Below are 23,324 nucleotides of genomic sequence, written 5' to 3' on the forward strand. Positions count from 1 at the left end.
GCCACCCGGAACGGGCGGCTCCCCAGCGATTGATCCAGACCGGACGGTGCTCGCCGGTTCCCCTATGGATGGTCTCTGCACCATTCAACCAGTCACGCCGGGCCCTGTCCCCCAGCTTGACGTGCGCGGCTTCACACCGACGGCAGTGGCGTTAGGCTAAAGACGAAGCCACCTGTGACCCCGGTTACGTCCGAGGCGTCATCACGGTGGTCCTCGTCGACCGCGCCACCAAGGAGTACGCATGAGCACAACAGCGTCCAACGAATCGGCCTCCCCCTCCGCATCCGCCGACGGCGGCGGCGGCACCATGGACACCCTCTCCCACGAGCACCGCAGCTTCCCGCCCTCCGCGGAGTTCGCCGCGCAGGCCGTGGCCGGGGCGGACCGCTATGAGGAGGCCGCCGCGGACCGGCTGGGCTACTGGGCCCATCAGGCGCGTGAGGTGCTGGACTGGGATCAGGACTTCACCGAGGTGCTGGACTGGTCGGACGCCCCGTTCGCGAAGTGGTTCGTCGGCGGCACCACCAACGCCGCCTACAACGCCCTGGACCGCCACGTGGAGGCCGGGCTGGGCGACCGCGTGGCCATCCACTTCGAGGGCGAACCCGGCGACTCGAAGTCCTGGACCTACGCCGAACTCGCCGCCGAGGTCCGGCGGGCGGCCAACGCCTTCGAGTCACTCGGGGTCACCAAGGGCGACCGCGTGGCCGTCTACATGCCGATGATCACCGAGACCGTCATCACCATGCTGGCCTGCGCCCGGATCGGTGCGGTGCACTCCGTGGTCTTCGGCGGCTTCTCCGCCGATGCCCTGCGCTCGCGCATCGACGACGCCGAGGCCAAGCTCGTGGTCACCGCGGACGGCTCCTGGCGCCGCGGCAAGCCCTCCATGCTCAAGCCGGCGGTGGACGCCGCCCTGGCCGAGCCGGGCCATTCCGTGGCCCATGTCCTCGTGGTCCGGCGCAACGAGCAGGACGTGGAGTGGACGGCAGACCGGGACCTGTGGTGGCACGACGTGCTGGGCGAGCAGTCGGACGAGCACGAGCTGGTCTGGCACGACTCCGAGCACCCGCTGTACATCCTCTACACCTCCGGCACCACCGGGAAGCCGAAGGGCATCCTGCACACCACGGGCGGCTACCTGGTGCAGACCGCCGTCACCCACCGGGACACCTTCGATCTTCATCCCGAGACGGACGTGTACTGGTGCACCGCCGACGTCGGCTGGGTCACCGGGCACTCCTACGTCACGTACGCGCCCCTCATCAACGGCGCCACCCAGGTGATCTACGAGGGCACCCCCGACTTCCCGCACACCGGCCGCTGGTGGGAGATCGTGGCCAAGTACGGCATCACCATCATGTACACCGCCCCCACCGCGATCCGCACCTGCATGAAGTGGGGCCGGCAGGTGCCGGACGCCTTCGACCTGTCCTCGATCCGCGTGCTCGGATCCGTCGGCGAGGCCATCAACCCCGAGGCCTGGATGTGGTACCGGGAGGTCATCGGCGGCAACGCCGGCGCCGGGACCAAGAACGACGACGGCTCCGTCACCCCGGGTGCCCGCAAGGAGCACCCCGCCCCGATCGTGGACACCTGGTGGCAGACCGAGACCGGCGCCCACATGATCTCGCCCCTGCCCGGAGTCACGGCCACCAAGCCCGGTTCAGCCCAGACTCCCGTCCCGGGGATCACCGTGGACGTGGTGGACGAGGCCGGCCGGTCCTTCGAGGGCGCCGGCGCAGGGTTCCTGGTGATCCGCGATCCATGGCCGGCCATGCTGCGCGGCATCTGGGGCAACCCCGAGCGCTTCAAGGAGACCTACTGGTCCCGGTTCGAGGGGATGTACTTCGCCGGGGACGGCGCCCGCCGGGACGAGGACGGGGACGTCTGGGTCACCGGCCGCGTGGATGACGTCATGAACATCTCCGGGCACCGCCTGTCCACCTCGGAGATCGAGTCCGCCCTGGTGTCCCACCCGATCGTGGCGGAGTCCGCCGTGGTCGGCGCCACCGATGCCACCACCGGCCAGGCGGTGGTGGCGTTCGTGATCCTCACCGAGGAATCCCAGGCGGACGGAGCGGTCGATCCGGTCCAGACCGAGGCCGACCTGCGGGCCCACGTGGCCTCCGAGATCGGGGCCATCGCGAAGCCCAAGCACATCCTGGTGGTGCCGGAGCTGCCCAAGACCCGCTCCGGCAAGATCATGCGCCGCCTGCTCAAGGACGTGGCCGAGGGCCGCGATCCGGGCGATGCGTCCACCCTGTCCGATCCCACGATCATGCAGCAGATCGCGGAGTCGCTGCGCAAGTAGGGAGGACCGAGGCTGCGACGGGAGGGCAGCGCGGCAGAGAGTACTGCCACGCTGCCCTCCCCGCCGCCGATCTCGGGTCACAACGAACGTGCCGGGCCACAGTGATCATCACTGTGGCCCGGCACCATTGCTGTGTCCAGCCGTCTCGGTCTGTGGCAGGCAGTCGCAGACCGAGACGCGGCTGCCCGGACTAACTCCGGTCGACCGCAGCCTCTTCACCGGAGAGATGGTCCGGGTTCTTCAGCAGGTGGATGAGCGAAGCGACCATGCCGCCCCACACCACCACGATCGCGATGACCAGGAACACGATGGCAATCGGGTCCATGTCAGACTCCCTTCTCGGGGTGCTCAGGATGGGACGGGCTGCGTGGTGGAGACGACGGAGTGTCGACGTGACGGCCGTGGCCGGTTGGCGCGCCTCTCGCTCCCGGAACCGCTCCGGCCAACTCCTCTTCCCCCGTGACGGACTCCGGGCCGAGGTTGTCATTCAGCTCGCTGTGCAGTGCCGATCTCTGCGACCAGGGCAGCAGGGCCAAGAGGATCGCCACCACGATCAGGGCGATCGACATGCCCCAGCCGAAGGTGCCCACGAACCATGCGGGGAAGTCACCGTAGCCCTCGGTGGCCTTGAGGACCACGTCGGACACCCACATGTAGGCGAGCACGATCGGCAGGATCACGGCCACGAGGATCTTGTAGATCCGTCCCACGCGGAACGAGGACACGGCATTCAGGTGGCTGACCATGCCGTCCAGGCGACGCAACAGCCACGACACCACGACCACCGCGACGAGCGCCGCGCCGACGATGCCGAAGTTGTTGGCGAAGGCATCCGTGACGTCCAGGACGTTGATGCCGGTGGTGGTGCTGAACAGCAGCAGGGAGACGATCCCGGAGACGCCGACCACCACGATCACCGTGGTCCACCGGCTCCAGCCGAGCTTGTCCTTCACCGCGGAGACGACCACCTCGAGGATCGAGATCAGCGAGGTGAAGCCGGCGAACACGAGCGAGGCGAAGAACAGCACACCGATCAGCACGCCCAGCGGGGCCTGGGAGATGATCGTCGGGAAGGCGATGAACGCCAGGCCGATGCCGTTGCTGACCACATCCGCCACCTGCACTCCGTTGGCCTGGGCCATGAAGCCGAGGGCCGAGAAGACGCCGATGCCGCAGAGGATCTCGAAGCTGGAGTTGGTGAAGCCCACCATGAGACCGGATCCGGTCAGGTTGGTCCGGCGCTTGAGATACGAGGAATAGGTGATCATGATGCCGAATCCCACGGACAGCGAGAAGAAGATCTGACCGTAGGCCGCGATCCACACCTGCGGATCGGAGAGCACCGACCAGTTCGGGGTGAATAGGGCGTTGAGGCCGTCCGTCGCGCCCGGGAGCGTCAGCGCCACGATGACCAGGGCGATGAACATGATGAAGAGGACCGGGATGCCGATCAGGGACGCCATGGCGATCCCTCGCTGGACGCCGGCGCCGAGAACCACGAGCAGGATCACCCAGACCACCAGCATCGGCCAGAAGACCGCGGGGACGAACTCCAGGGTCGGGGCGACTCCCTCCGGGACCTGCAGGTACTCCCCGAAGAAGAACGCCTCCGGATCATCGCCCCAGCGCTCCCCGAAGGAGAACCAGGTGTACATGGCGGCGTAGGCGATGATGGCCGCGTAGTAGACGCCGATCACGAAGCAGATCAGCACCTGCCACCAGCCGATGGACTCGGCCCACTTGCTCAGGCGCCTGAAGGCCAGGGGCGGGGAGCCCTTGAAACGATGGCCGATCGCGTAGTCGAAGAACAGCAGCGGGATGCCGGCGGTCAGCAGGGCGATCAGATACGGGACGATGAAGGCGCCGCCGCCGTTCTCGTAGGCGACATAGGGAAAGCGCCAGATGTTGCCGAGGCCCACGGCGGAGCCGATGGCGGCGAAGATGAAGGCCCAGCGGCCGGCGAATTGCTCGCGGCGGCTCAAGCCTCCTGGTTGTAATGCGGTCTGCGTTGACACGGAGGTCCTCCCGGTCAGTAACCCAGCCCACGCGGTCCGGTGCCGTTCTGAGGGTGACGCGGCGGCGGGCCGGCGGTGCGGTGCGAAAATGTGATGGCGACCACGTTAGACCAGTCAGGCCGTTCATGCACGATGTGGACCCCGGTTGACACTAGTCAGCCGGAGGTTCCCGGCAAAGTCCGGCTCAGTTCCCCTGGATGCACTGGCCCGTGGACACGGTGTCCACCATCTCCTCGGCCTCCGTCAGGGCCTGTTCGGCCTCTTCGCCGGTGATGGCGTAGCCCACCTCGATGTCCCCGGTGGCGCGGGCGAAGACGATGCCGGCCACGTCACCGTCCGCGGTCAGCAGCGGACCACCGGAGCTGCCCAGCTGGACGTCGGCCTCCAGCTGGTAGATGTCCAGCAGCCCGGGCTCGGCACCGTAGACGTTGTTGACGGTCACCTCACCGCGGGCCTGGACCAGTGCCGGATCCATCTGGAAGGGCCCGCCCGAGGGATAGCCCATGATGTAGCCGGCCTCCTGGTCCGCCAGCTCGGCGCCCACGTCCAGCGCCGGCAGGTCTGCCCCGTCCACGGCGATGACGGCCACGTCCCGTGCCGCGTCGAAGTGCACCACCCGACCGGCGTACACGGCACCGTCCGCGGACTCGACCGAAGGTTCGGTCAGACCGGAGACCACGTGGGCGTTGGTGATCACCCGGTCGGGGGCCACGGCGAAGCCGGATCCGGTCTGGTTCTGCCCGCACACCAGGGCGGTTCCGGAGATGCGCACCACGGAGGCACGCGCCTCCTGCAGCGCCTGTCCTGGCGCGGGGGTGGATGCCGCGGCCGCCGGGGTCTCCGTGGTCACGGGCTCGGGCAGCACCGGCACCACGTCGGTCCCGGCGACGGCGGCACGCACCCGGGCGACCAGCGACTTGGCCGATTCGGGTGCCGCATCGTTGATCGTGGTGATGACCCGGGATTCGGAGATCGCCGAGGTCACCGGTGCCAGGCCCATGGAGGACGCGGAGAAGGCCACGAGGGAGATCAGCGCCGCGGCCACGGCCGTGTTGGCCACGGCACCTCCCAGCCGGTCCACCGTCCGCAGCGCCGGCAGGGCCATACGGAGGCGGATGGCGCGCCCCAGGGCGGCACCGATCCCCTGCCCCAGCAACACCAGGACCAGCGCAGCGGCCACGATGGCGAGAATGCGCCAGCCGGGCTCGGTGATCCAGGCGGAGACCAGCGGGATGGAGAAGAACGCGGCGATGGCCCCGGCCACCAGCCCGACCATGGTCCCGAGCGTCACCAGGAACCCGCGGCGGTAGCCGGCCATCAGGAACACGAACAGGACGACGATCAGGACCCAGTCCAGCACGGTCAGTCCCAAAAACAAGGAGTCTCTCTTCCTGCGTCCGCCCCCGTATACGCCTAGCCTCCCACTTTACCGTTACCATTGCCGCAGATGGGGCAGAATGGATCACACACACTCCCCGCATGTCGCAGATGTCCGGCATGCCAGTCGACAGTGAGGACGAAGGACACATGGATCTCGAGGTACTGCGCAAGGCCCCGCTGTTCACCAACTTGGATGACGAGGTCTTTTCTGCACTGACCTCCGAGCTGACCGAGGTAGAGCTCTCCCGCGGCGCCTCTGCATTCCATGAGGGCGACCAGGGCGATCAGCTGTATGTCATCATGTCCGGCAAGATCAAGCTGGGCCGCACCGCCCCGGACGGCCGGGAGAACCTGCTGGCCATCCTCGGCCCGGGTGAGGTCTTCGGCGAGATGGCGCTGTTCAACCCCGCCCCGCGCACGGCCACGGCCACGGCCGTCTCCGCCGCCCGCCTGGCCGGATTGCGCCATGACAACCTGCGGAAGGTCATCCAGTCCACCCCCGAGGTCTCCATGCAGCTGTTGCGGGCCCTGGCCCAGCGTCTGTCCAAGACCAACGAGTCCCTGGCCGACCTGGTCTTCTCCGACGTGCCCGGCCGGGTGGCCAAGGCCCTGCTGGACCTGGCGGACCGTTTCGGCCGCCCGGCCAACGACGGCCTGCTCGTGGCCCACGATCTCACCCAGGAGGAACTGGCCCAGCTGGTCGGCGCCTCCCGCGAGACCGTCAACAAGGCCCTGGCCGAGTTCGTCCAGCGCGGTTGGATCCGCCTGGAGAACCGTGCGGTCGTGGTGCTGGACCTGCAGCGCCTGCGCCAGCGCTCGCGCTAGTCACTCCGACCGGAACCGAACTCCGGCTGAAACACTGATGAACCACTGACCTCGAGGGGCCGCCATCGCGGCCCCTCGAGTCGTTTCTGATGCCCAGAGCACCGCAGTGGCACTCCAGCAGCACTCCAGCGGCCCTCCAGCAACGCTCAGGTGCGGGCCCACCGGCCGCCGGGGAGGTCGACGGACAGGCTGAACCCGCCGCCGTCGGCGTCTTCTCCCGGCACCTCCGGCATCCCCGGCACCACCCACTCCTCCGGGCTGCCGTGCAGTTCGGGCGTGAACTCGGGCACGCCGCCGCGGATGGTGAGGTCCATGAGGAACTCCACCGTGGACCCCGCCTCAGCCATCCGCTCGAGCAGCAGTTCCACCGCCGGCACCGTCAGGCGCCCCAACGATCGGCCCACGGTCTCCTCCTGGCCGATCGCATCGCCCAGTACGGTGCTGTCCCGTCCGGCCACCACCCACCGGGCCGGCACCCACGCCGACCAGACGCCCTTGCCCTCCATCAGGGAGGTGTCCTGGCCGTGCGGGACTGCCACCGCGAAGTACTGGGTATCGAAGCGGCGGTGGGAGAAGTACGGGCTGTGCCACCGCCCGACGGCGCGCAGCAGGTCCGTGCGCAGACCGAAGCCGCGGCGGCTCACCAGGTCTGGGAGGGAGAGCTCCTGGCGGTCGAGGGCCACACGGGACTGCATCCACTCGCCACCGCCGGGATTCGTGACCACGCCGTGGGCGTCCGGCCCGGCCAACAGGATCCCGGTCTCCTCGAACAGCTCACGGATCGCCCCGGTCAGGTGCCGGCGGGCCAGGCGGTGGTCGTCCACTCCGAGCACCCGGGACCACTGAGCCGGGGCCGGGCCGAACCACGGGCAGTCGTCCTCATCAGCGGCGTCGAGGGAGCCTCCCGGGAACGCCACCGAGCCCAGGGGGGTGGGCCCGGGCCGGTAGCGCAGCAGGGTCTCCACCCCGTTCAGCCCGTCCCGGACCACAGCCACGGAGGAGGCACGACGCGCGGCCCGCGGGCGCCGCTCCCCGTGCACCCACCAGCTGCGAGCGGCCACGTACTGGTCCTCCGACAACTCGAAGAGCCGGGGCACCAGGGCGCGTCCGGCGCGGCGCACCGGGCCGTGACCGACGGCCAGCCCGGTCCGCGGAGCCGTCCGTGCAGAGCTCGGTACAGAAGTCGGTGCAGTGTTCGGTGCAGAAGGGACCCGGGCCGGCGGCTGGGACGCCGACGATCCTTCCGGCTGTGGCCGGGGCTCGGAGGATGAGGAGGCCATGGTGCGGCGCGGGGCCGGCGCGGTCAGCGGAACCGGACGGTCATCTCGACCTCGACCGGCGAGTCCAGCGGCAGCACGGCCACCCCGACGGCGGAGCGGGCGTGGACGCCAGCGTCACCGAAGACGCGGCCCAGCAGCTCCGAGGCACCGTTGACGACCTGGGGCTGGGCGGTGAAGGACGGATCGGAGGAGACGAAGCCGACGACCTTGACGACCTGCTCGATGCGGTCGAGGTCCCCGATGACGGACTTGACGGCCGCGAGGGCGTTGACCGCGCAGAGGGCGGCGAGCTCGGCCGCCTCCTCCAGCTCCACCTCGGCGCCGACCTTGCCGGTGGCCGGCAACTGGCCGCCCTGGAACGGCAACTGACCGGAGGTGTGCACCAGGTTCCCCTCGATGACCGCCGGGACGTAGGCGGCCACGGGGGCGGCGACCGGCGGCAGGGTCAGGCCGAGCTCGGCCAGACGCGCCTCGACGGTCCCGGCAGCGCCAGCGTCGGTGGAGGCAGGCCCGTTCACTGCTTCGGCCGCTTCAGGTAGGCCACGGATCCGCCCTCGGGACCGGTGACGATGGAGACCAATTCCCACCCCTCGGAACCATGCATGTCCAGCACCTGCTTGGGCGTGTGGAGGGGCAGCGGCGTGATGAGGTATTCCCAGGTTGTCATGGAACCACCCTAGCCGCAGGAATGCCCGTTCCCGAGGTCCGTCACGGAGGGTGGTCCGGCCGGTAGAATCGAACCCATGGCCAATCGCAAGTCCCCCTTCTTCGACACTGCCACCACGCTGGGCAAGATCGTCGCCTTCCTCGGTGTCAGTGCGCTGTGCGGCGTGCTTGCGGCCGGCCTGATGCTGCCGATGGCCGCCGTGGGCGGGGCCACGGCCACCGCCGGCGGGGAGATGCTGGACCAGCTGCCCGCCGAGTTGAAGGAGGAGCCGCTCTCGGTGCCCTCCCGCATCCTGGACAAGGACGGCAACGTGCTGGCCACCTTCTATGCCGAGAACCGCGTCCCGGTCGAATTGGACCAGATCTCCCAGAACATGCAGGACGCCATCATCTCGATCGAGGACGAGCGCTTCTACGAGCACGGCGGCGTGGATGCCCGCGGCCTGACCCGTGCCCTGATCAACAACGCCACCTCTGACTCGACCCAGGGCGCCTCCACCATCACGCAGCAGTACGTGAACAACGTGCTGGTCAACGCCCAGTATCTGAACAATGAGCGCACCACGATCTCCGGCACCAAGACCGTGGCGGACAAGCTGCGCGAGATGAAGCTGGCCGTGGCCGTGGAGAAGGAGATGTCCAAGGATGAGATCCTCGAGGGCTACCTCAACATCGTGCTCTTCTCCGGCCGCGTGTACGGCGTTGAGGCCGCCGCACGCTACTTCTTCAACAAGACCGCCGCGGAGCTGAACGTGCCGGAGTCCGCCATGCTCGCCGGCATGGTGCAGTCCCCCAACGGCTACAACCCGGTCAACAACCCGGAGGGCGCCACCGAGCGCCGCAACACCGTGCTCGGGGCCATGCTCGGCAACGAGGCCATCACCCAGGCGGAGTACGACGAGGCCGTGGCCTCTGACCTCGGCCTGGACGTCACCCCGCTGGCCTCCGGCTGCATGTCCGCCGACTACGGCAACTACTTCTGCGACTACGTCCAGCGCACCGTCCTGAAGTCCGAGGCCTTCGGTCCGGACGCCGAGTCGCGCCAGCGCCTGCTGGACCGCGGCGGCCTGCAGATCACCACCACCCTGGACTCCACCCTGCAGCAGGAGGCTGAGCGCGCCGCGCGGGAGAACGCCCCGTACACCGAGTTCGGCGAGAACGACGCCGTGGGTGCCTCCCTCGTCACGGTGGAGCCGGGCACGGGCAACGTCCGGGCGATGGCCCAGAACACCAACTACGATCCGGCAGCGGAAGGCGATGCCAACACCACCCTGAACTTCAGCGTGGACCGGCCCATGGGCGGCGGCGCGGGCTTCCAGGCCGGCTCCACGATGAAACCCTTCACCTTCCTGTCCTGGATCGAGTCCGGCAACTCGATGACGGACACGCTCGACGCCCGGACCAACACCTACCCGAACCGGACCCAATTCCAGGGCTCCTGTGGCCAGTCCGGGACCATTCCACTGCTGCTGGACCGCCCGGCCTGGACCGTCCGCAACGCCATTGCGGACATGAACAAGCCGATGCGCGCAGACTACGGCCTCTACTGGTCCATCAACACGGCCACGGTGGCCGCCGCCTATGCCCAGGACCTCTGCGGCATCACGGACCTGATGGGCCGCGTGGGCATCCAGAACGCCGGTACCGGCGAGACCATCAACCCGCTGAACCCGTCCTTCGTCCTGGGTTCGGAAGAGGTCTCCCCCCTGATGATGGCCGCCGCCTACGCGACCTTCGCGGACGACGGCAACTACTGTGAGCCCCGCGTCATCACCGAGGTGACGGACACCCGCGGCAACTCCTACCAGGTGCCCCCGGTGGCCTGCGAGAAGGTCGCGGACACCCAGCACGTCGCGGAGCTGAACAACACGCTCAAGGCCATCGCCTCGGAGCGCATCGCCCAGGACATCACCTTCCCGATCGCCGGCAAGACCGGTACGAACAACTCCTCGTCCTCCACCTGGTTCATCGGCACCACCACCGGCCTGACCACTGCCTCCTGGGTGGGCAACTTCCGTGACCTGGACTCCCTGGAGGGAGAGACCATCGGCGGTGTCACCTATGACGACGTGTGGGGCTCCATCATCGCCGGGCCCATGTGGGCCGACTACATGGGGACGGTGGCCGAGGCCTACCCCACGGACGAGTTCACGGCCTATGACGGCCCGGCCTCCGATCCCCGGACCATGGGCTCCCGCGAGGGCGGAGAGACCATCCGGGTGGACGGACGTCCCGGCCCCCAGCCGTACTACGATCCGAACGCCGTCGTCTCGACCGAGGACTGAGGCCGTCATGGGACAGGCACCGGTGAGGGCCGCGCGCCAGGCCGCCGGCCGGCGTCGGGCACGGCTGGCTTCGGCCGCGAAGGCGGCGGCGGTGGCCACCGGAGCCGTGGCTGCCACCGGTGCCGGCATGGTGGCCTGGGGAGCGCTTGTGGAGGCCCGCAACTTCGCGGTGCGCACCGAACAGCTGCGCATCCTGCCGCCGGGCGCGCGCCCGTTCCGGATCCTGCACCTCTCGGACATCCACCTCATCCCGTCACAGCAGGACAAGCTCGACTGGCTCTCCGGTCTGGCTGACCTGAAGCCGGACCTGGTGGTCAACACCGGGGACAACATCGGCGCGGCCGCGTCCGTGGCGCCGCTGCTCCGGGCCCTGGATCCACTGCTGGACGTGCCCGGGGTCTTCGTCCCGGGCTCCAACGACTACTACGCGCCGAAGCCGGCCAACCCCCTGCGCTATCTGGCCGGGCCGTCCCGGCAGGACCCGAATCGGACCGAGCTGCCGTGGGAGGACCTGTTCGACGCCTTCGAGGCCCGGGGCTGGCTCAACCTGTCCAACCAGCACGTCTCCCGGGTACTCCACAGGATCCGCCTGGACTTCGCCGGCACTGACGACCCGCACCTGGGCCTGGACGTGTGGCCCGGCTTTCCCGGGGCGGGCGCCGGGCCGGCCCGCTCCCTGCGGATCGGCGTCACCCACGCGCCCTACCGCCGGGTGCTGGATGCCATGACCGACGGCGGCGCTGACGTGATCCTGGCCGGCCACACCCACGGGGGCCAGATCTGCGTGCCCGGGTACGGCGCGCTCGTCACCAATTGCGACCTGCCGACCTGGCAGGCCTCCGGCCTGACCGAGTGGTCCTCCGGCGGGCGGACCGTGCCGCTCGAGGTGTCCGCCGGCATCGGCACCTCGCCCAAGGCCCCCGTCCGCTTCGCGTGCCGCCCCGAGGCCGTCGTTCTGGACGTCGTCTCCCCCGCCTGACCTCGACTCGGCGGGTCCCGGCGGTCCCGAGCCTTCAAAGGGATCTTTCAGAACGTCCGCCGCGACCGTAGGATGGTGGATCGCCGCATCCCTTGATGCCGGCCACGTGTTCTTGTCTGGAGGGGTTGCCTTGTCCACGCCTGCCCGCACCGATTCACCGCGTGGCACGCCGGGCCGGGGCCAGCCGGATGGACGCGGCCAGGGCGGATGGCGGGATGACCGTGGCCCAGGCAACCGGGAGCGGCCCATGCTCGAGACCATCCGCCGCCTCTCCCCCTACCTGGACGGCATCCGTTGGCGCTGGACCGCCGGTCTCGTCTCGGCCATGCTGGCAGGGCTGGTCGCCCTGTCCATCCCGCAGGTCATCCAGCAGCTGGTGAACTCCGTACTGCACCCCGGAGGGTCCCCGGCGGACGTGTGGAGTGCTGTCTGGCTCATGGCCGGGCTGGGCATCGCCGAGGGACTGCTGATCTTCGGCCGCCGCTTCTTCATCCTGCCGCCCGCCGCCGGGGTGGAGAACCGAGCCCGCGTCGCTCTGTTCACCCGCCTGCAGCGGCTGCCGGTCTCCTTCCACGACTCCTGGCCCTCCGGCCAATTGCTCTCCCGCTCGGTCGGAGACCTGTCACTGCTGCGCCGCTGGATCGCCTTCGGCACGGTGATGTTCGTGGTCTCGATCGTCACGATCGTGGTCGGCATCATCCTGCTGCTCAACTCCTCCTGGATCCTCGGTCTGATCTACCTGGCCGGCGCCGTGCCGATCATGTGGCGCTCCTTCTACTTCCGCAACGACTTCCGCAGTGCGTCCCGCCTCTCCCAGGACCAGGCCGGTGACCTCGCCACCACCGTGGAGGAGTCCGTCCACGGCATCCGCGTGCTCAAGGCCTTCGGGCGGGGCGGGGAGGCCCTGGAGGGGTTCCGCGGCCAGGCGGACACCTTGCGCGGCACGGAGGTCCGCAAGGCCACGGTGCTCTCCCAGTTCATCGCCCTGATCGTCGCCCTGCCGGAGACCGTCATCGGCATCTCGCTGGCCGCCGGCGTCTACCTCGTCGCCACCGGGGAGCTCACCGTGGGCGCCCTCGCCGGCTTCTTCGCCACGACGGCGGTGCTCGCCGGCCCGGTGGAATCCGTCGGTCAGCTCATGGGCATGTCCCTGTCCGCGAAGACCGCCATCGACCGCCACTTCGAGGTCATGGACACCGCAGTTGATATTGCCGACCCCATCGCGGATCCGGCCGCTGGTGCCGGTGCGGATTCCAGTGCTGGATCTGGATCCGCTTCGAGCCTCGCCTTCGAGGGGGTCGGCTTCCGCTATCCGGATGCCCCTGCGGAATCGGAACCGATCCTTCGGGACGTGACCCTGCGCCTCGAGCCCGGCGAGACGATGGCGCTGGTCGGGCTGACCGGGTCCGGCAAGTCGACCCTCGTCCAGATGGTCCCCCGGCTCTACGACGCCACCTCCGGGCGCGTGCTGGTGGGCGGGGTGGACGTCAGGGACTACGCGCTGCTGGACCTGCGGCGCACGGTGTCCATCGCCTTCGAGGACGCGACCCTGTTCTCCGACTCGATCCGCAACAACGTGCTGCTGGGCGCCCCGGCAGAGATCGCCGGCCCGGACGCTGCCGATCCACAGACCGCCCAGGATCTGCTGGATCTGGCCCTGGACACCGCCCAGGCCCAGTTCGCCTACTCCATGCCCGAGGGCGTGGACACCCAGATCGGCGAGGAGGGGCTGAGCCTGTCCGGCGGGCAGCGCCAGCGCATCGCCCTGGCCCGCGCCATCGCCGCTCAACCGGAGATCCTCGTCCTGGATGACCCCCTGTCCGCGCTGGACGTCCGCACCGAGGAGATGGTCACGCAGCGGTTGCGCACCGTCCTGGCCGGGACCACCACCCTGATCGTGGCCCACCGGCCCTCCACCGTGGCCCTCGCCGACCGCGTGGCGGTGCTCCACGATGGGGCGATCCAGGACGTCGGCACGCACGCCGAGCTGCTGGGCCGGTCGGCGGGCTACCGCTTCATCATCTCCAGCTTCGAGGAGGACAAGTCCATTGAGTCCGTCATGGATTCCGGGGTGATCACCGGCATGATGCCGGTGGTGGCCGTGGACGAAGCGTCCGGCAGTGGCAGTGGTAGTAGCAGTGGCACTGCCCATGGCCATGGCAGTGAAGGAGGCCGACCATGAGCCGCGCGGACCGGACTCAGCGCCGCGGCCGTCAGGCGGTCAACGCCTCCGCCCCCGAGGAGGCCCAGCGGCCCGACCCGACGCTGCTGGGCACCCAGGGCGAGGAGCGCCTGGACCTCAGCGTCCAGGAACGGAAGTACGTCAGGGCACGATCCTGGGCCCTGCTCAAGGACCTGGCCCGGCCGGTGAAGTGGAAGCTCATCCTGACGGCCATGCTGGTGGTGATCTCGAATGCCGCTCGCGCGTCGTTCCCGCTGATCATCGCGTGGGGCATCGACTGGGGGCTGCCGCAGGTCGTCTCCACGCTGGAGGCCGGGGGTTCCGCGGCACCGGTGGTGGCCGCCGTCGGGGGCACCTATGTGGGAGCCGCGCTGACCGCGGGGCTGCTGCTGGGCACCTATACGTGGCTGACCGCCCGGGTGAGCCAGGCGATGCTGCTGGACCTGCGCGTGTGGGTGTTCCGGCACACGCAACGGCTCAGCCTCGAGTTCCACGAGAAGTACACCTCCGGGCGGGTGATCTCCCGGCAGACCTCGGACCTGGACTCGCTGCGCGAGCTGCTGGACCAGGGCGTGTCCTCCCTCGTGTCCGGCCTGATGTTCATGCTGTTCACGGGCATCTCGATCGTCGTCCTCGACTGGCGTTCGGCGCTGATCCTGCTGGTGGCCTTCATCCCGGTGGCGATCGCGGTGCGCTGGTACCAGGTGCGTTCCGAGGCGGTCTACCGGGAGTCGCGGGTGTCCTCCGCCCGGATGATCGTGAACTTCGTGGAGACCATGACCGGCATCCGTGCCGTGCAGGCCTTCCGCAAGGAACGCGCCAATGACCGGACGTACGAGACGCTGGCCGGCAAGTACCGGGATGACATGCTGAAGTCCCTGAACCTCTTCGGCATCCTGCAGCCGACCCTGGTGATCACCGGGAACCTGACCGTGGTGGCCATGCTGCTCTTCGGTGGGTTCCGGGTGCTGGACGGCACCCTGGCCGTGGGCGTGCTCGTGGCGCTGCTGCTGGCCGGCAAGCGTGTGTTCCAGCCGATGGAGCAGGTCGCCATGTTCTACTCCTCCTTCCAGTCCGCCTCAGCAGCGCTGGAGAAGGTGTCCGGGCTGCTGGAGGAGGCGCCCACCGTGCGGGAGGCCGAGCAACCGGTACCCCTGCCGGAGGCTGCCGGACGGATCGAGTTCAAGGATGCCGAGTTCGGCTATGGGGACGGCCAGGTGATCCTGCCGCGTTTCGACCTGACGATCCCCGCGGGCCAGACGGTGGCCGTGGTCGGCCAGACTGGGGCCGGCAAGTCCACGCTGGTGAAGCTGATCGCCCGGTTCTACGACCTCTCCTCCGGGTCCCTGACGCTGGACGGGGTGGACCTGGACCAGCTCTCCGCGGGCGATCTGCGGCGCAACGTGGTCATGGTGACGCAGGAGGCGTTCCTGTTCTCCGGCTCCGTGGCTGAGAACATCGCCCTGGGCCGGCCGGATGCCTCGGATGCCGAGATCCAGGCCGCAGCGAAGGCCGTGGGGGCCCACGAGTTCATCCTGTCCCTGCCCGAAGGCTACGAGACCGACGTGACCAAGCGCGGCGGACGGCTCTCCGCCGGCCAGCGCCAGCTCGTCTCCTTCGCCCGGGCCTTCCTCGCCGACCCGGCCGTGATCATCCTGGATGAGGCCACGAGTTCGTTGGATCTGCCGAGCGAGCGGCTCGTGCAGCAGGGACTGACCCGGTTGCTGGGTGACCGCACCGCGCTGATCATCGCGCACCGGCTGTCCACCGTGGAGATCGCCGACCGCGTGCTCGTGGTGCATGACGGGCGGGTCGTCGAGGACGGCTCCCCCGCCGAGCTGATCGAGGCCGGCGGCCGCTTCGCCGAGCTCCATGCAGCCTGGAAGGACTCCCTGGTCGGCTGACCCGCCCTCTACGCTCTCAGCCGACCCTTATCGTTTTCAGTCGACTTGGGGTGGGTTGCCGAGCGAATTACCCACCCCAAGTCGACTGAAAGCTCGAGCTGGGTGGGTGGCCGGGCGAGTTTCGACGGCACGGCAGGTACTGCACAGGGCGACGGCCTCTGGCGCGTCACCCACGGTGAGCACTCCGGCGTCCCCGGTCAACGCGATCATCCGGCAGATTCGGCGCCATGACTCATCGACGCCCGCTGCCGTCGCCACTCAGGGGCACGGCCTTCACCTCGGATGAGCGCGCCCTCCACGAGGTATCCCGGAATCGACTGAAGGCCGCGGACATCACCACCCTTTCCCGCGGGGTATACCGGTCCGCTTCGGAGACCCTGCCGGCTACGGAGCTGGAAGCACAGGACACCGCCGCCATAATGCGCAAGATCGGGGCTGTCCTCTCTCACCGCTCTGCCGCCCGATGGCATGGTATCCCGCTCCCGGCCTGGTTGGACGGTCTGGACGGTCTCGAGGTGACCGTCCCGCATCGCCGACACACATCCGTCCGGGCCGGCCTGCAGGTCCATCGACGTCCCCTGCCAGAGGCCCACACGCTGATCGATCAGGGTGTCCACGTGACGACTCCCGAACGGACCTGGTGTGACCTGGCCTCGTTGCTTCGCCCCGGCCAGGAGGGGCATCTGGTCGCAGCCGGGGACTATCTGGTGACGCCTCCGTGGACACCGGACGGCCGGGAAGAGGCTTTGTCCTCGATCGGAGACCTTCAACGGGCCCTTACCGCATCTGGAAGGTTCAAGGGAGTGCGGCTGGCCCGGGCCGCACTGCCCCTCATCCGCGTGGGAGCTGATTCCGTTCCCGAGACCCTGCTCCGGCTCGGTCTGGTTGACGCGGGGCTGCCCGAGCCCGAGCTACAGGTGTTGGCCGATCCAGAAGACCAGTGGTCCCCGGCGGCCGACCTCGGCTATCGCCAGTGGAAGATCGCGATGCAACACGATGGAGCACATCACCGCACTCCGGAACAGCAGGAACGTGACGCCCGCCGGGACGCCTGGTTCCAGGCCCGCGGTTGGATGGTCATCAGGGTGACGGCCGCAGACATTCGGGACGGGTACACCCGGGTCATCGCGTTGGTCAAAGGACGCGCCCGAGCGATGGCAACCGGCCAAGCCGCCTGAGGACACCCTGGTGCCGAGCCACTAGCCTGAAGACATGGCCACGTTGACGCTCAACGACCTGCTGCCCCTGGAACACCGGGGGTGGGATGCGCTGTGTTCCACCCGGGGCGGAACGTTCTACGGAGAGTTGATGACCGACGACGCCGTCATGGTGCTCGTCAACGGCATGGTCCTGGACCGGGACACCGTGGCATCAACTCTGGACCACGCTCCACCGTGGTCCGCCTATCGCCTTGATGACGCCCGGCTGGTCCCCACGGGAACAGACTCCGCGGCCCTCGTGTACACGGCCACGGCTTCCCGGTCCGGCGACCCGGATCCTTTCACGGCTCTGATGTCCAGCCACTACCGGCTACTCGATGGCCGCATCCGGATGACGCTCTACCAGCAGACGACGATCACCCACTAGACCCCATCGCACTCTGCGCTTTCAGTCGATTTGGGGTGGGAGATTCACGAAAAAACCCACCCCAAGTCGACTGAAAGCGCAAGGGGTTTCAGAGGATTTCAGGAGCTGAAGGTCTGGCCCGTCAGGGTCTCGTAGGCCTCGATGTAGCGGGCGCGGGTCTTGGCGACGACGTCGGCCGGCAGGGCCGGCGGAACCTCACCCGAGTGCCGGTCCCAGCCGGAGTCCGGGCCGGTCAGCCAGTCGCGGACGAACTGCTTGTCGAAGGAGGGCTGGGCGCGGCCCGGCTCGTACTGGGCGGCATCCCAGAACCGGGAGGAGTCCGGAGTCAGGACCTCGTCCCCCAGCACGATCCGCCCGGTGGCATCCAGTCCGAACTCCACCTTGGTGTCCGCCAGGATGATCCCGCGTTCCCGGGCGATCGACTCGGCCCGGCGGTACACGTCCAGGGTCAGCTCGCGCAGTCGCTGGGCGGCGGTGTCCCCGATCAGCCGGGCCATCTGCTCGAACGTGATGTTCTCGTCGTGCTCGCCCACCTCTGCCTTGGCGGACGGGGTGAAAATGGCCTCATCCAGCTTCGAGCCGTCCACCAGCCCCTCCGGCAGTTCGATCCCGGTGACCGTGCCGGACTCCCGGTACTCGGCCAGCCCAGAGCCGGTCAGGTAGCCGCGCGCGATGCACTCGACCTCGTACATGTCCAGCCGCTGCACCACCATCGCCCGCCCCGCCACGGCTTCCGGCACGTCCAGGGACACCACGTGGTGCGGCACCTGCAGCTGCTCGAACCACCACAGGGACAGCTGGGTCAGCACCGCACCCTTGTCCGGGATCTCGGTCTCCAGCACGAAGTCGTATGCGCTGATCCGGTCGGAGGCGACCACCAGCAGGTTCGCAGACTGACCCGTCTCCCCCGGCGCGGCGTCGGCCGGCTCATAGAGGTCCCGGACCTTGCCCGAATAGGCGTGCCGCCAGCCCGGCAGTTCCACGGCCTGGGCGTCGAACCCTTGCGAGAATCCGGTCATCAGCGTGCTTCTCCTTCCGGCAGCGTGATCTCGCCGCGCTCGGCCTTGAGCCCGATGTCGGTGCGGTGCTGCGATCCCTCCAGGGAGATCAGATCCACCCCCGCGTAGGCGCGGGCCCGCGCTGCGGCCAGGTCTTCCCCGAGCCCGACGACGGCCAGCACCCGGCCGCCGGAGGCGACCAGTCCGCCGTCGTGCGCCGTGGAGGTGCCTGCGTGCAGGACCGAGACGTTCTCCAGTGCGTCCGCCTCGGCGACGCCCTGCAGCGCACCGCCCTTGAGGGGGGACTCCGGGTAGCCGGCGGCGGCCACCACCACGTCCACGGCGTAGTCGTCCGACCAGTCCAGCTCGTGCAGCCCGGCCAGGCAGCCCGTGGCGGCGTCCATCAGGAAGCGGCCGAACGGGGTCCGCAGCCGGGCCAGCACGGCCTGGGTCTCCGGGTCGCCGAAGCGCACGTTGAACTCGATGACGCGCAGGCCGCGGCTCGTCAGGGCCAGGCCGCAGTACAGCACGCCGGCGAAGGGGGTGCCGCGGTCCGCCATGGTGGCGATGACGGGGCGGGCCACGGCCTCCATGACCTCGTCCACGAAGCCCTCCGGCAGCCAGTCGAGAGGGGTGTAGGCGCCCATGCCGCCGGTGTTCGGGCCGGCGTCGCCGTCGCCGATGCGCTTGAAGTCCTGAGCCGGGACCAGGGGGACCGCGTTGGTGCCGTCGGAGATGACGAAGAGGGAGACCTCGGGGCCGTCCAGGAACTCCTCGATGACCACGGTGCCGTTGACGTCGAAGCAGGACCGGGCGTGGTCGAGTGCCTGGGCACGGTCCGAGGTGACCACCACGCCTTTGCCGGCGGCCAACCCGTCGTCCTTGACCACGTAGGGGGCGCCGAACGCGTCCAGGGCGGCCTCGGCCTCCGCGACCGTGGAGCAGGTGTGGGCGGCGGCCGTGGGGACGCCGGCCTGGGCCATGACGTCCTTCGCGAAGGACTTGGAGGCCTCCAGCTCGGCGGCGGCCTTGGAGGGGCCGAAGACGGTGAACCCGGCCTGCCGCAGGGCGTCGGAGACGCCGGCCGCCAGCGGGGCCTCGGGTCCCACGACCACCAGGTCAGCGTTGAGCTCGCCGGCCAGGACGGTGACCCCGGTGGCGTCAGTGGCATCCACGGCATGCACCGGGACGTCGAGGGCGATGCCCGCGTTGCCCGGAGCCGCATGGACCTCCTGGACTTCAGGGTCCAGCTGCAGGGCGCGGATGATGGCGTGTTCGCGGCCGCCGGAGCCGAGGACGAGGATCTTCACGGTGCCCAAGCCTAGACCGTCCGGGCCGTCCCGGCGCGCGTGTGTGCGCCCGGCCCGGCCACACCGGTCCGTACGATGGGCTCCATGACGTCCAACCACCCCGGGCCCGACGACGGCCGGCACCTTCCCGAGCACCGTGGCCGCCCCGAGGGACAGGACTCGTCCGGCCAGGAGTACGGGCAGCAGCAGTACGGCCACCCGTACGGCCGCGCGCCCCGCCTCGCCGGCTCCGGTGGCTCCGGGAACCTCCTGCGCACCATCTACACCTTCGTGATCGTCTGGCTGACCTGCGCCGTGATCATGTGGTTCGGGACCCGGATGCTCGGCTTCGAACGCGGTGACCTGGGCGCTGCCGTGGTCTCCCTCATCGCCTCCCTGGCCGCGGCCGTCGCCGTGACCGTCTGGGCCACCCGCCGCGGCCGCTGAGGCGGCGCCCCGCCGATCCCCTGGTCCGCCCTTTCTCCGCCAGCTTCCCGCCAGTTTCCCGCCAGGGTTCTCAGCGTTAGCTCATGCGTTCCTCATCTGGGGCTCATTCTCATCGAACACGATGAGCGCATGTCCTTCACGAACAGCATGACCACCATGCCCGGTGCGTCCGGCACCACGCCCGGCATCTTCGCCCAGCAGGATGCCGCAGAGCTGGTCCACCTGACCCGCAACGGGCAGGTGGAGTCCCGTCACAGTGGCGCCGCCGTGGTCACCGGCCCGGACGGCGGCGTGCTGGCCACGGTCGGCCCGGCAGACGCCGTGGTGTTCGGCCGCTCGGCCCTCAAACCGCTGCAGGCCATCGCCTCCCTGCGCCTCGGTGCACCGCTGGAGAGCCGCCACATCGCCATCGCCGCGGGCTCCCACCGCGGCTCCTCCCGCCACCGTGCCCTGGTCCGGGAGATCCTGACCGCGGCTGGCCTGGACAAGACGGCGCTGCAGTGTCCGCGAGCCTGGCCCAAGGACCGCCGCGAGCTGCTGAAGATGGCCGCCCGCACCCGGCGCCCGGACGGCCCCCGCCCGAACCGACTGGCCTTCAATTGCTCCGGCAAGCACGCCGCCTGGCTGTCCGCCTGCGTGGCCGCCGGCCTGGAGACCGAGAGCTACCTGGAACCGGACCATCCACTGCAGCAGGAGGTGCTCCGGGTGATCGAGGACTACTGCGGCTCGGAACCGGTGGACGTCGGCGTGGACGGCTGCGGCGGCCCGGCCCCACGGTTGGCCCTGGCCGGGCTGGCGCGTGGATTCGGCCGGGTCGCCTCCGCCCCCGAACGGGCCGCCCAGGGGCTGCCGATCGACGACCATGCCATCCAGGTGGCCGTCTCCATGCTCCGCCACCCCTGGGCCGTCCAGGGCAGGAACAGCTCGAACACCCGGATCATGCGTGAACTCGGCCTGCTGGCCAAGTCCGGGGCGGACGGCGTCCTGGTGGTGGCGGCCCCGGACGGCACCGCCGTGGCGGTCAAGACCCTGGATGGAGCCTCCCGGGCCAACAACCTCGTGGCACTCAACCTCCTGGCCCGCTTCGCCCCGGACCAGGTGGACCTGCCAGCGCTGCGGAACGTCCTCGACGCCGTGACACCCACGGTCCTCGGCCGCGGCCAGCCGGTCGGCCGCGCCGAACTCGCGGATCCGGTGCTTGAGGTGCTCTCCGCCTGAAGTAGTGACAAGCTAGTGACCATGCCCGCACCGCAGCAGCATCCCCACCTGCCCGAGTCCCGCCAGCCCACCCGGAGCCCCTCGGCCACCTTCACGGTCGACGATGCCGTGGAACTGGTGCACGTGGTCCGCAACGGGTTCATCGAGTCCCGCACCATCGGTTCGGCCGTGGTGACGGCACCGGATGGCTCGGTGCTGGCCTCCCTCGGCAGCCCGGCCTCGCTGGTCTACCCCCGCTCCACGCTCAAGCCGCTGCAGGCCATCGCGTCCCTGCGGCACGGGGCACGGCTGGTCGAGGAACAGATCGCCCTGGCATGCGGGTCGCACCGCGGGACGGCCCGCCATCGCCAGACGGCTGCCACGGTCCTGTCCTATGCCGGCATGGACGAGTCCTTCCTGCAGTGCCCGCCGGCCTGGCCCGCGGATCCGGCCGGGATCATCGAGATGGCCGGGGACGCCGGCCCCGGCGGCCCCCTCCAGACCCCGCTGGCCTACAACTGCTCCGGCAAGCACGCCGGTTTCCTCTCCGCCGCCAAGCACGGCGGGCACGATGTGAGCACCTATCTGGACCTCGACCACCCCATCCAGCGTGAGGTGGCCGCCGTCCTCGAGGAGTACTGCGGCGAACCGGTGGCCCACTGGGGCGTGGACGGCTGCGGTGCACCAGCCCCCGTGTTGTCCCTGACCGGCCTGGCCCGCGGCATCGGCAGGGTCGCCGCGGCACCGCACCGCCGCGATTCCGAGGTGCATGCCGCCTCCGTGGCCACGGCCATGCTGGAGCACCCCTGGGCGGTGCACGGCGAGACCAACACGAACACCGTGGTGATCCGCGAGCTCGGGGTGCTGGCCAAGCTCGGCGCGGACGGCGTCATGGTCATGGCCGCGCAGGACGGTACGGCGGTGGCCGTCAAGGCGCTCGACGGCGGCACGCGCGCCGGCAACCTCGTCGCCCTGGTCCTGCTGGCCCAGTTCGCCCCCACACAGATCGACCTCGAGGCCTTGCCGGGCGTCCTGGACACCGTGGCCCCGAAGATCCTCGGCCGTGGCAAGCCCGTCGGCCGGGTCCAACTGGCCCGCCCCGTCCTGGACCTGCTGGACTGAACGGCACGGCAACAGTCATGTCCATCAAACGCCGCATCTCTGACGACGACGGCCGCGCCGCCCTCGAGTCCTGGTTCCGCGCCCGCTCGGCCGGAGCGGACGGGGCGGAGGGCGCCGCCGCCCTGCCCCGCAGCACCCGGGCCACCGCCGTCCGCTACACCCTGGAGGAGCTGGCCACCCGGGCCCCGGGGAATTCCGTGGAGGTCCGGGTCCCCCCGTTCGGGGTCTGCCAGTGCGTCGAGGGCCCGCGCCACACGCGCGGCACTCCCCCGAATGTCATCGAGATGGATCCGGCGACGTGGCTGGAGCTGGCCACGGGGCTCACGGACTGGGAGGCCGCCGTCGGGACCGGGAAGGTGCTCGCCTCCGGCTCCCGTGCCAACCTGTCCGAATGGATGCCGCTGCGGTCCTGACCGTCTGCGGTTCGGCGATGACCACCATGCACCCGAGGTGATGGCCCCCAGGGCCACCAAGGCCACCAGCGCGGCTGATTCGGAGTTGTCAGGCCAAGAGCTTGCGGGCAAGTGATGCAGATCTGTCCCTTGTCAGCCCTACTGATCTTCGACCGTCTGAAATCGTTGATGCCGGAATATCAGGCCCAGACCGACCGTCCGACGTCGCCGTGCAGCGTGGTGGACAGGTCACGCACCGTGTACAGCCAGTCCCGGTACTTCAGTTCGACGGCGACGTGGTTTTCCAGGTCCACGATCGCGTGGCCGCTCCCGATGGGGCCGGCGAACTCCAACCGGACGCTGTCCCCGTTCCGCCAGGCGTCCACGACCTCATAGTTCGCCAAGGTGGCATCCCAGATCGGGAGGTCCAGGGGGGTGAACATGCACTCAGTACACGTTCCC

General features: G+C 69.5%; 21 protein-coding genes. 12 read left to right on the forward strand and 9 right to left on the reverse strand.

The genetic code is table 11. The features are described 5' to 3' along the window. Positions 1-241: 241 nt before the first annotated feature. Complete coding sequence (gene acs / locus ACFFIO_RS12930; RefSeq protein ID WP_378042359.1) at positions 242-2,314, forward strand: acetate--CoA ligase; 2,073 nt, start codon at positions 242-244, stop codon at positions 2,312-2,314. Between the two features lie 190 nt (positions 2,315-2,504). Here acs and ACFFIO_RS12935 read toward each other — a convergent pair whose 3' ends face one another. From ACFFIO_RS12935 to ACFFIO_RS12945, 3 genes are all read right to left on the reverse strand, one after another. Continuing rightward, positions 2,505-2,639: a methionine/alanine import family NSS transporter small subunit gene (locus ACFFIO_RS12935; RefSeq protein ID WP_378042361.1), complete on the reverse strand. Its 135-nt coding sequence runs from the start codon at positions 2,637-2,639 to the stop codon at positions 2,505-2,507. 1 nt (position 2,640) lies between these two features. Beyond that, positions 2,641-4,296, reverse strand: a complete 1,656-nt coding sequence (locus ACFFIO_RS12940; RefSeq protein ID WP_378042363.1) for a sodium-dependent transporter — start codon at positions 4,294-4,296, stop codon at positions 2,641-2,643. Between the two features lie 217 nt (positions 4,297-4,513). Then, a complete protein-coding gene (locus ACFFIO_RS12945) occupies positions 4,514-5,707 on the reverse strand; it encodes a MarP family serine protease (RefSeq protein ID WP_378042365.1) in 1,194 nt (397 codons plus the stop codon). Positions 5,708-5,856: 149 nt separating this feature from the next. Between ACFFIO_RS12945 and ACFFIO_RS12950 the strand changes: the two genes are divergently transcribed. After that, positions 5,857-6,534, forward strand: a complete 678-nt coding sequence (locus ACFFIO_RS12950) for a Crp/Fnr family transcriptional regulator (protein ID WP_115933361.1) — start codon at positions 5,857-5,859, stop codon at positions 6,532-6,534. A 146-nt stretch (positions 6,535-6,680) separates the two neighbouring features. On the opposite strand, the gene ACFFIO_RS12955 is transcribed toward ACFFIO_RS12950, so the two are convergent. From ACFFIO_RS12955 to sp36, 3 genes are all read right to left on the reverse strand, one after another. Further along, positions 6,681-7,655: an NUDIX hydrolase gene (locus tag ACFFIO_RS12955; RefSeq protein WP_378042367.1), complete on the reverse strand. Its 975-nt coding sequence runs from the start codon at positions 7,653-7,655 to the stop codon at positions 6,681-6,683. Positions 7,656-7,837: 182 nt separating this feature from the next. Beyond that, entirely contained in the window at positions 7,838-8,332 is a 495-nt protein-coding gene (locus ACFFIO_RS12960; RefSeq protein WP_378042369.1) for a RidA family protein, read from the reverse strand. Then, a complete protein-coding gene (sp36, locus tag ACFFIO_RS12965; protein WP_188805902.1) occupies positions 8,329-8,481 on the reverse strand; it encodes a Sp36 family protein in 153 nt (50 codons plus the stop codon). The genes ACFFIO_RS12960 and sp36 overlap by 4 nt, the downstream gene beginning before the upstream one ends. Before the next feature lie 76 nt (positions 8,482-8,557). Between sp36 and ACFFIO_RS12970 the strand changes: the two genes are divergently transcribed. The 6 genes from ACFFIO_RS12970 (at position 8,558) to ACFFIO_RS12995 (ending at position 17,417) form a co-directional block, all read left to right on the forward strand. Further along, the gene (locus ACFFIO_RS12970) at positions 8,558-10,765 is read left to right on the forward strand and encodes a transglycosylase domain-containing protein (RefSeq protein WP_378042370.1); all 2,208 of its coding nucleotides are present in this window, start codon (positions 8,558-8,560) and stop codon (positions 10,763-10,765) included. 7 nt (positions 10,766-10,772) lie between these two features. Further along, on the forward strand, positions 10,773-11,744 hold the full coding sequence (locus ACFFIO_RS12975) for a metallophosphoesterase (RefSeq protein WP_378042372.1): 972 nt from the start codon (positions 10,773-10,775) through the stop codon (positions 11,742-11,744). A 247-nt stretch (positions 11,745-11,991) separates the two neighbouring features. Further along, positions 11,992-13,926 carry an ABC transporter ATP-binding protein gene (locus tag ACFFIO_RS12980; RefSeq protein ID WP_378042374.1) on the forward strand — a complete coding sequence of 645 codons (1,935 nt, stop codon included), beginning with the start codon at positions 11,992-11,994 and terminating at the stop codon, positions 13,924-13,926. Beyond that, entirely contained in the window at positions 13,923-15,830 is a 1,908-nt protein-coding gene (locus ACFFIO_RS12985; RefSeq protein WP_378042375.1) for an ABC transporter ATP-binding protein, read from the forward strand. Before ACFFIO_RS12980 ends, ACFFIO_RS12985 begins: the two co-directional genes overlap by 4 nt. Before the next feature lie 617 nt (positions 15,831-16,447). After that, a complete protein-coding gene (locus tag ACFFIO_RS12990) occupies positions 16,448-17,008 on the forward strand; it encodes an endonuclease domain-containing protein (RefSeq protein WP_378042377.1) in 561 nt (186 codons plus the stop codon). A 34-nt stretch (positions 17,009-17,042) separates the two neighbouring features. After that, a complete protein-coding gene (locus tag ACFFIO_RS12995) occupies positions 17,043-17,417 on the forward strand; it encodes a nuclear transport factor 2 family protein (RefSeq protein ID WP_378042379.1) in 375 nt (124 codons plus the stop codon). A 98-nt stretch (positions 17,418-17,515) separates the two neighbouring features. Here ACFFIO_RS12995 and ACFFIO_RS13000 read toward each other — a convergent pair whose 3' ends face one another. After that, positions 17,516-18,436, reverse strand: a complete 921-nt coding sequence (locus ACFFIO_RS13000; protein WP_378042380.1) for a phosphoribosylaminoimidazolesuccinocarboxamide synthase — start codon at positions 18,434-18,436, stop codon at positions 17,516-17,518. After that, positions 18,436-19,725, reverse strand: coding sequence for a phosphoribosylamine--glycine ligase (gene purD / locus ACFFIO_RS13005; RefSeq protein ID WP_378042382.1), 1,290 nt, complete (start codon positions 19,723-19,725; stop codon positions 18,436-18,438). Before purD ends, ACFFIO_RS13000 begins: the two co-directional genes overlap by 1 nt. Before the next feature lie 84 nt (positions 19,726-19,809). Between purD and ACFFIO_RS13010 the strand changes: the two genes are divergently transcribed. From ACFFIO_RS13010 to ACFFIO_RS13025, 4 genes are all read left to right on the forward strand, one after another. Continuing rightward, positions 19,810-20,151 (forward strand): hypothetical protein, encoded by a 342-nt coding sequence (locus ACFFIO_RS13010; protein WP_378042384.1) that lies wholly within the window; start codon positions 19,810-19,812, stop codon positions 20,149-20,151. A gap of 129 nt (positions 20,152-20,280) precedes the next feature. Then, the gene (locus tag ACFFIO_RS13015) at positions 20,281-21,369 is read left to right on the forward strand and encodes an asparaginase (RefSeq protein WP_378042386.1); all 1,089 of its coding nucleotides are present in this window, start codon (positions 20,281-20,283) and stop codon (positions 21,367-21,369) included. 21 nt (positions 21,370-21,390) lie between these two features. After that, positions 21,391-22,470: an asparaginase gene (locus ACFFIO_RS13020; protein WP_378042388.1), complete on the forward strand. Its 1,080-nt coding sequence runs from the start codon at positions 21,391-21,393 to the stop codon at positions 22,468-22,470. 17 nt (positions 22,471-22,487) lie between these two features. Further along, entirely contained in the window at positions 22,488-22,883 is a 396-nt protein-coding gene (locus tag ACFFIO_RS13025; protein WP_378042390.1) for a sterol carrier family protein, read from the forward strand. Positions 22,884-23,062: 179 nt separating this feature from the next. Here the strand turns inward: ACFFIO_RS13025 and ACFFIO_RS13030 are convergent, their stop codons facing one another. Then, the gene (locus ACFFIO_RS13030) at positions 23,063-23,305 is read right to left on the reverse strand and encodes a hypothetical protein (RefSeq protein WP_378042391.1); all 243 of its coding nucleotides are present in this window, start codon (positions 23,303-23,305) and stop codon (positions 23,063-23,065) included. Positions 23,306-23,324: the final 19 nt, after the last annotated feature.

Origin of the sequence: Citricoccus parietis (genome assembly GCF_042433045.1) — a bacterium.
Lineage (GTDB): Bacteria > Actinomycetota > Actinomycetes > Actinomycetales > Micrococcaceae > Citricoccus > Citricoccus parietis.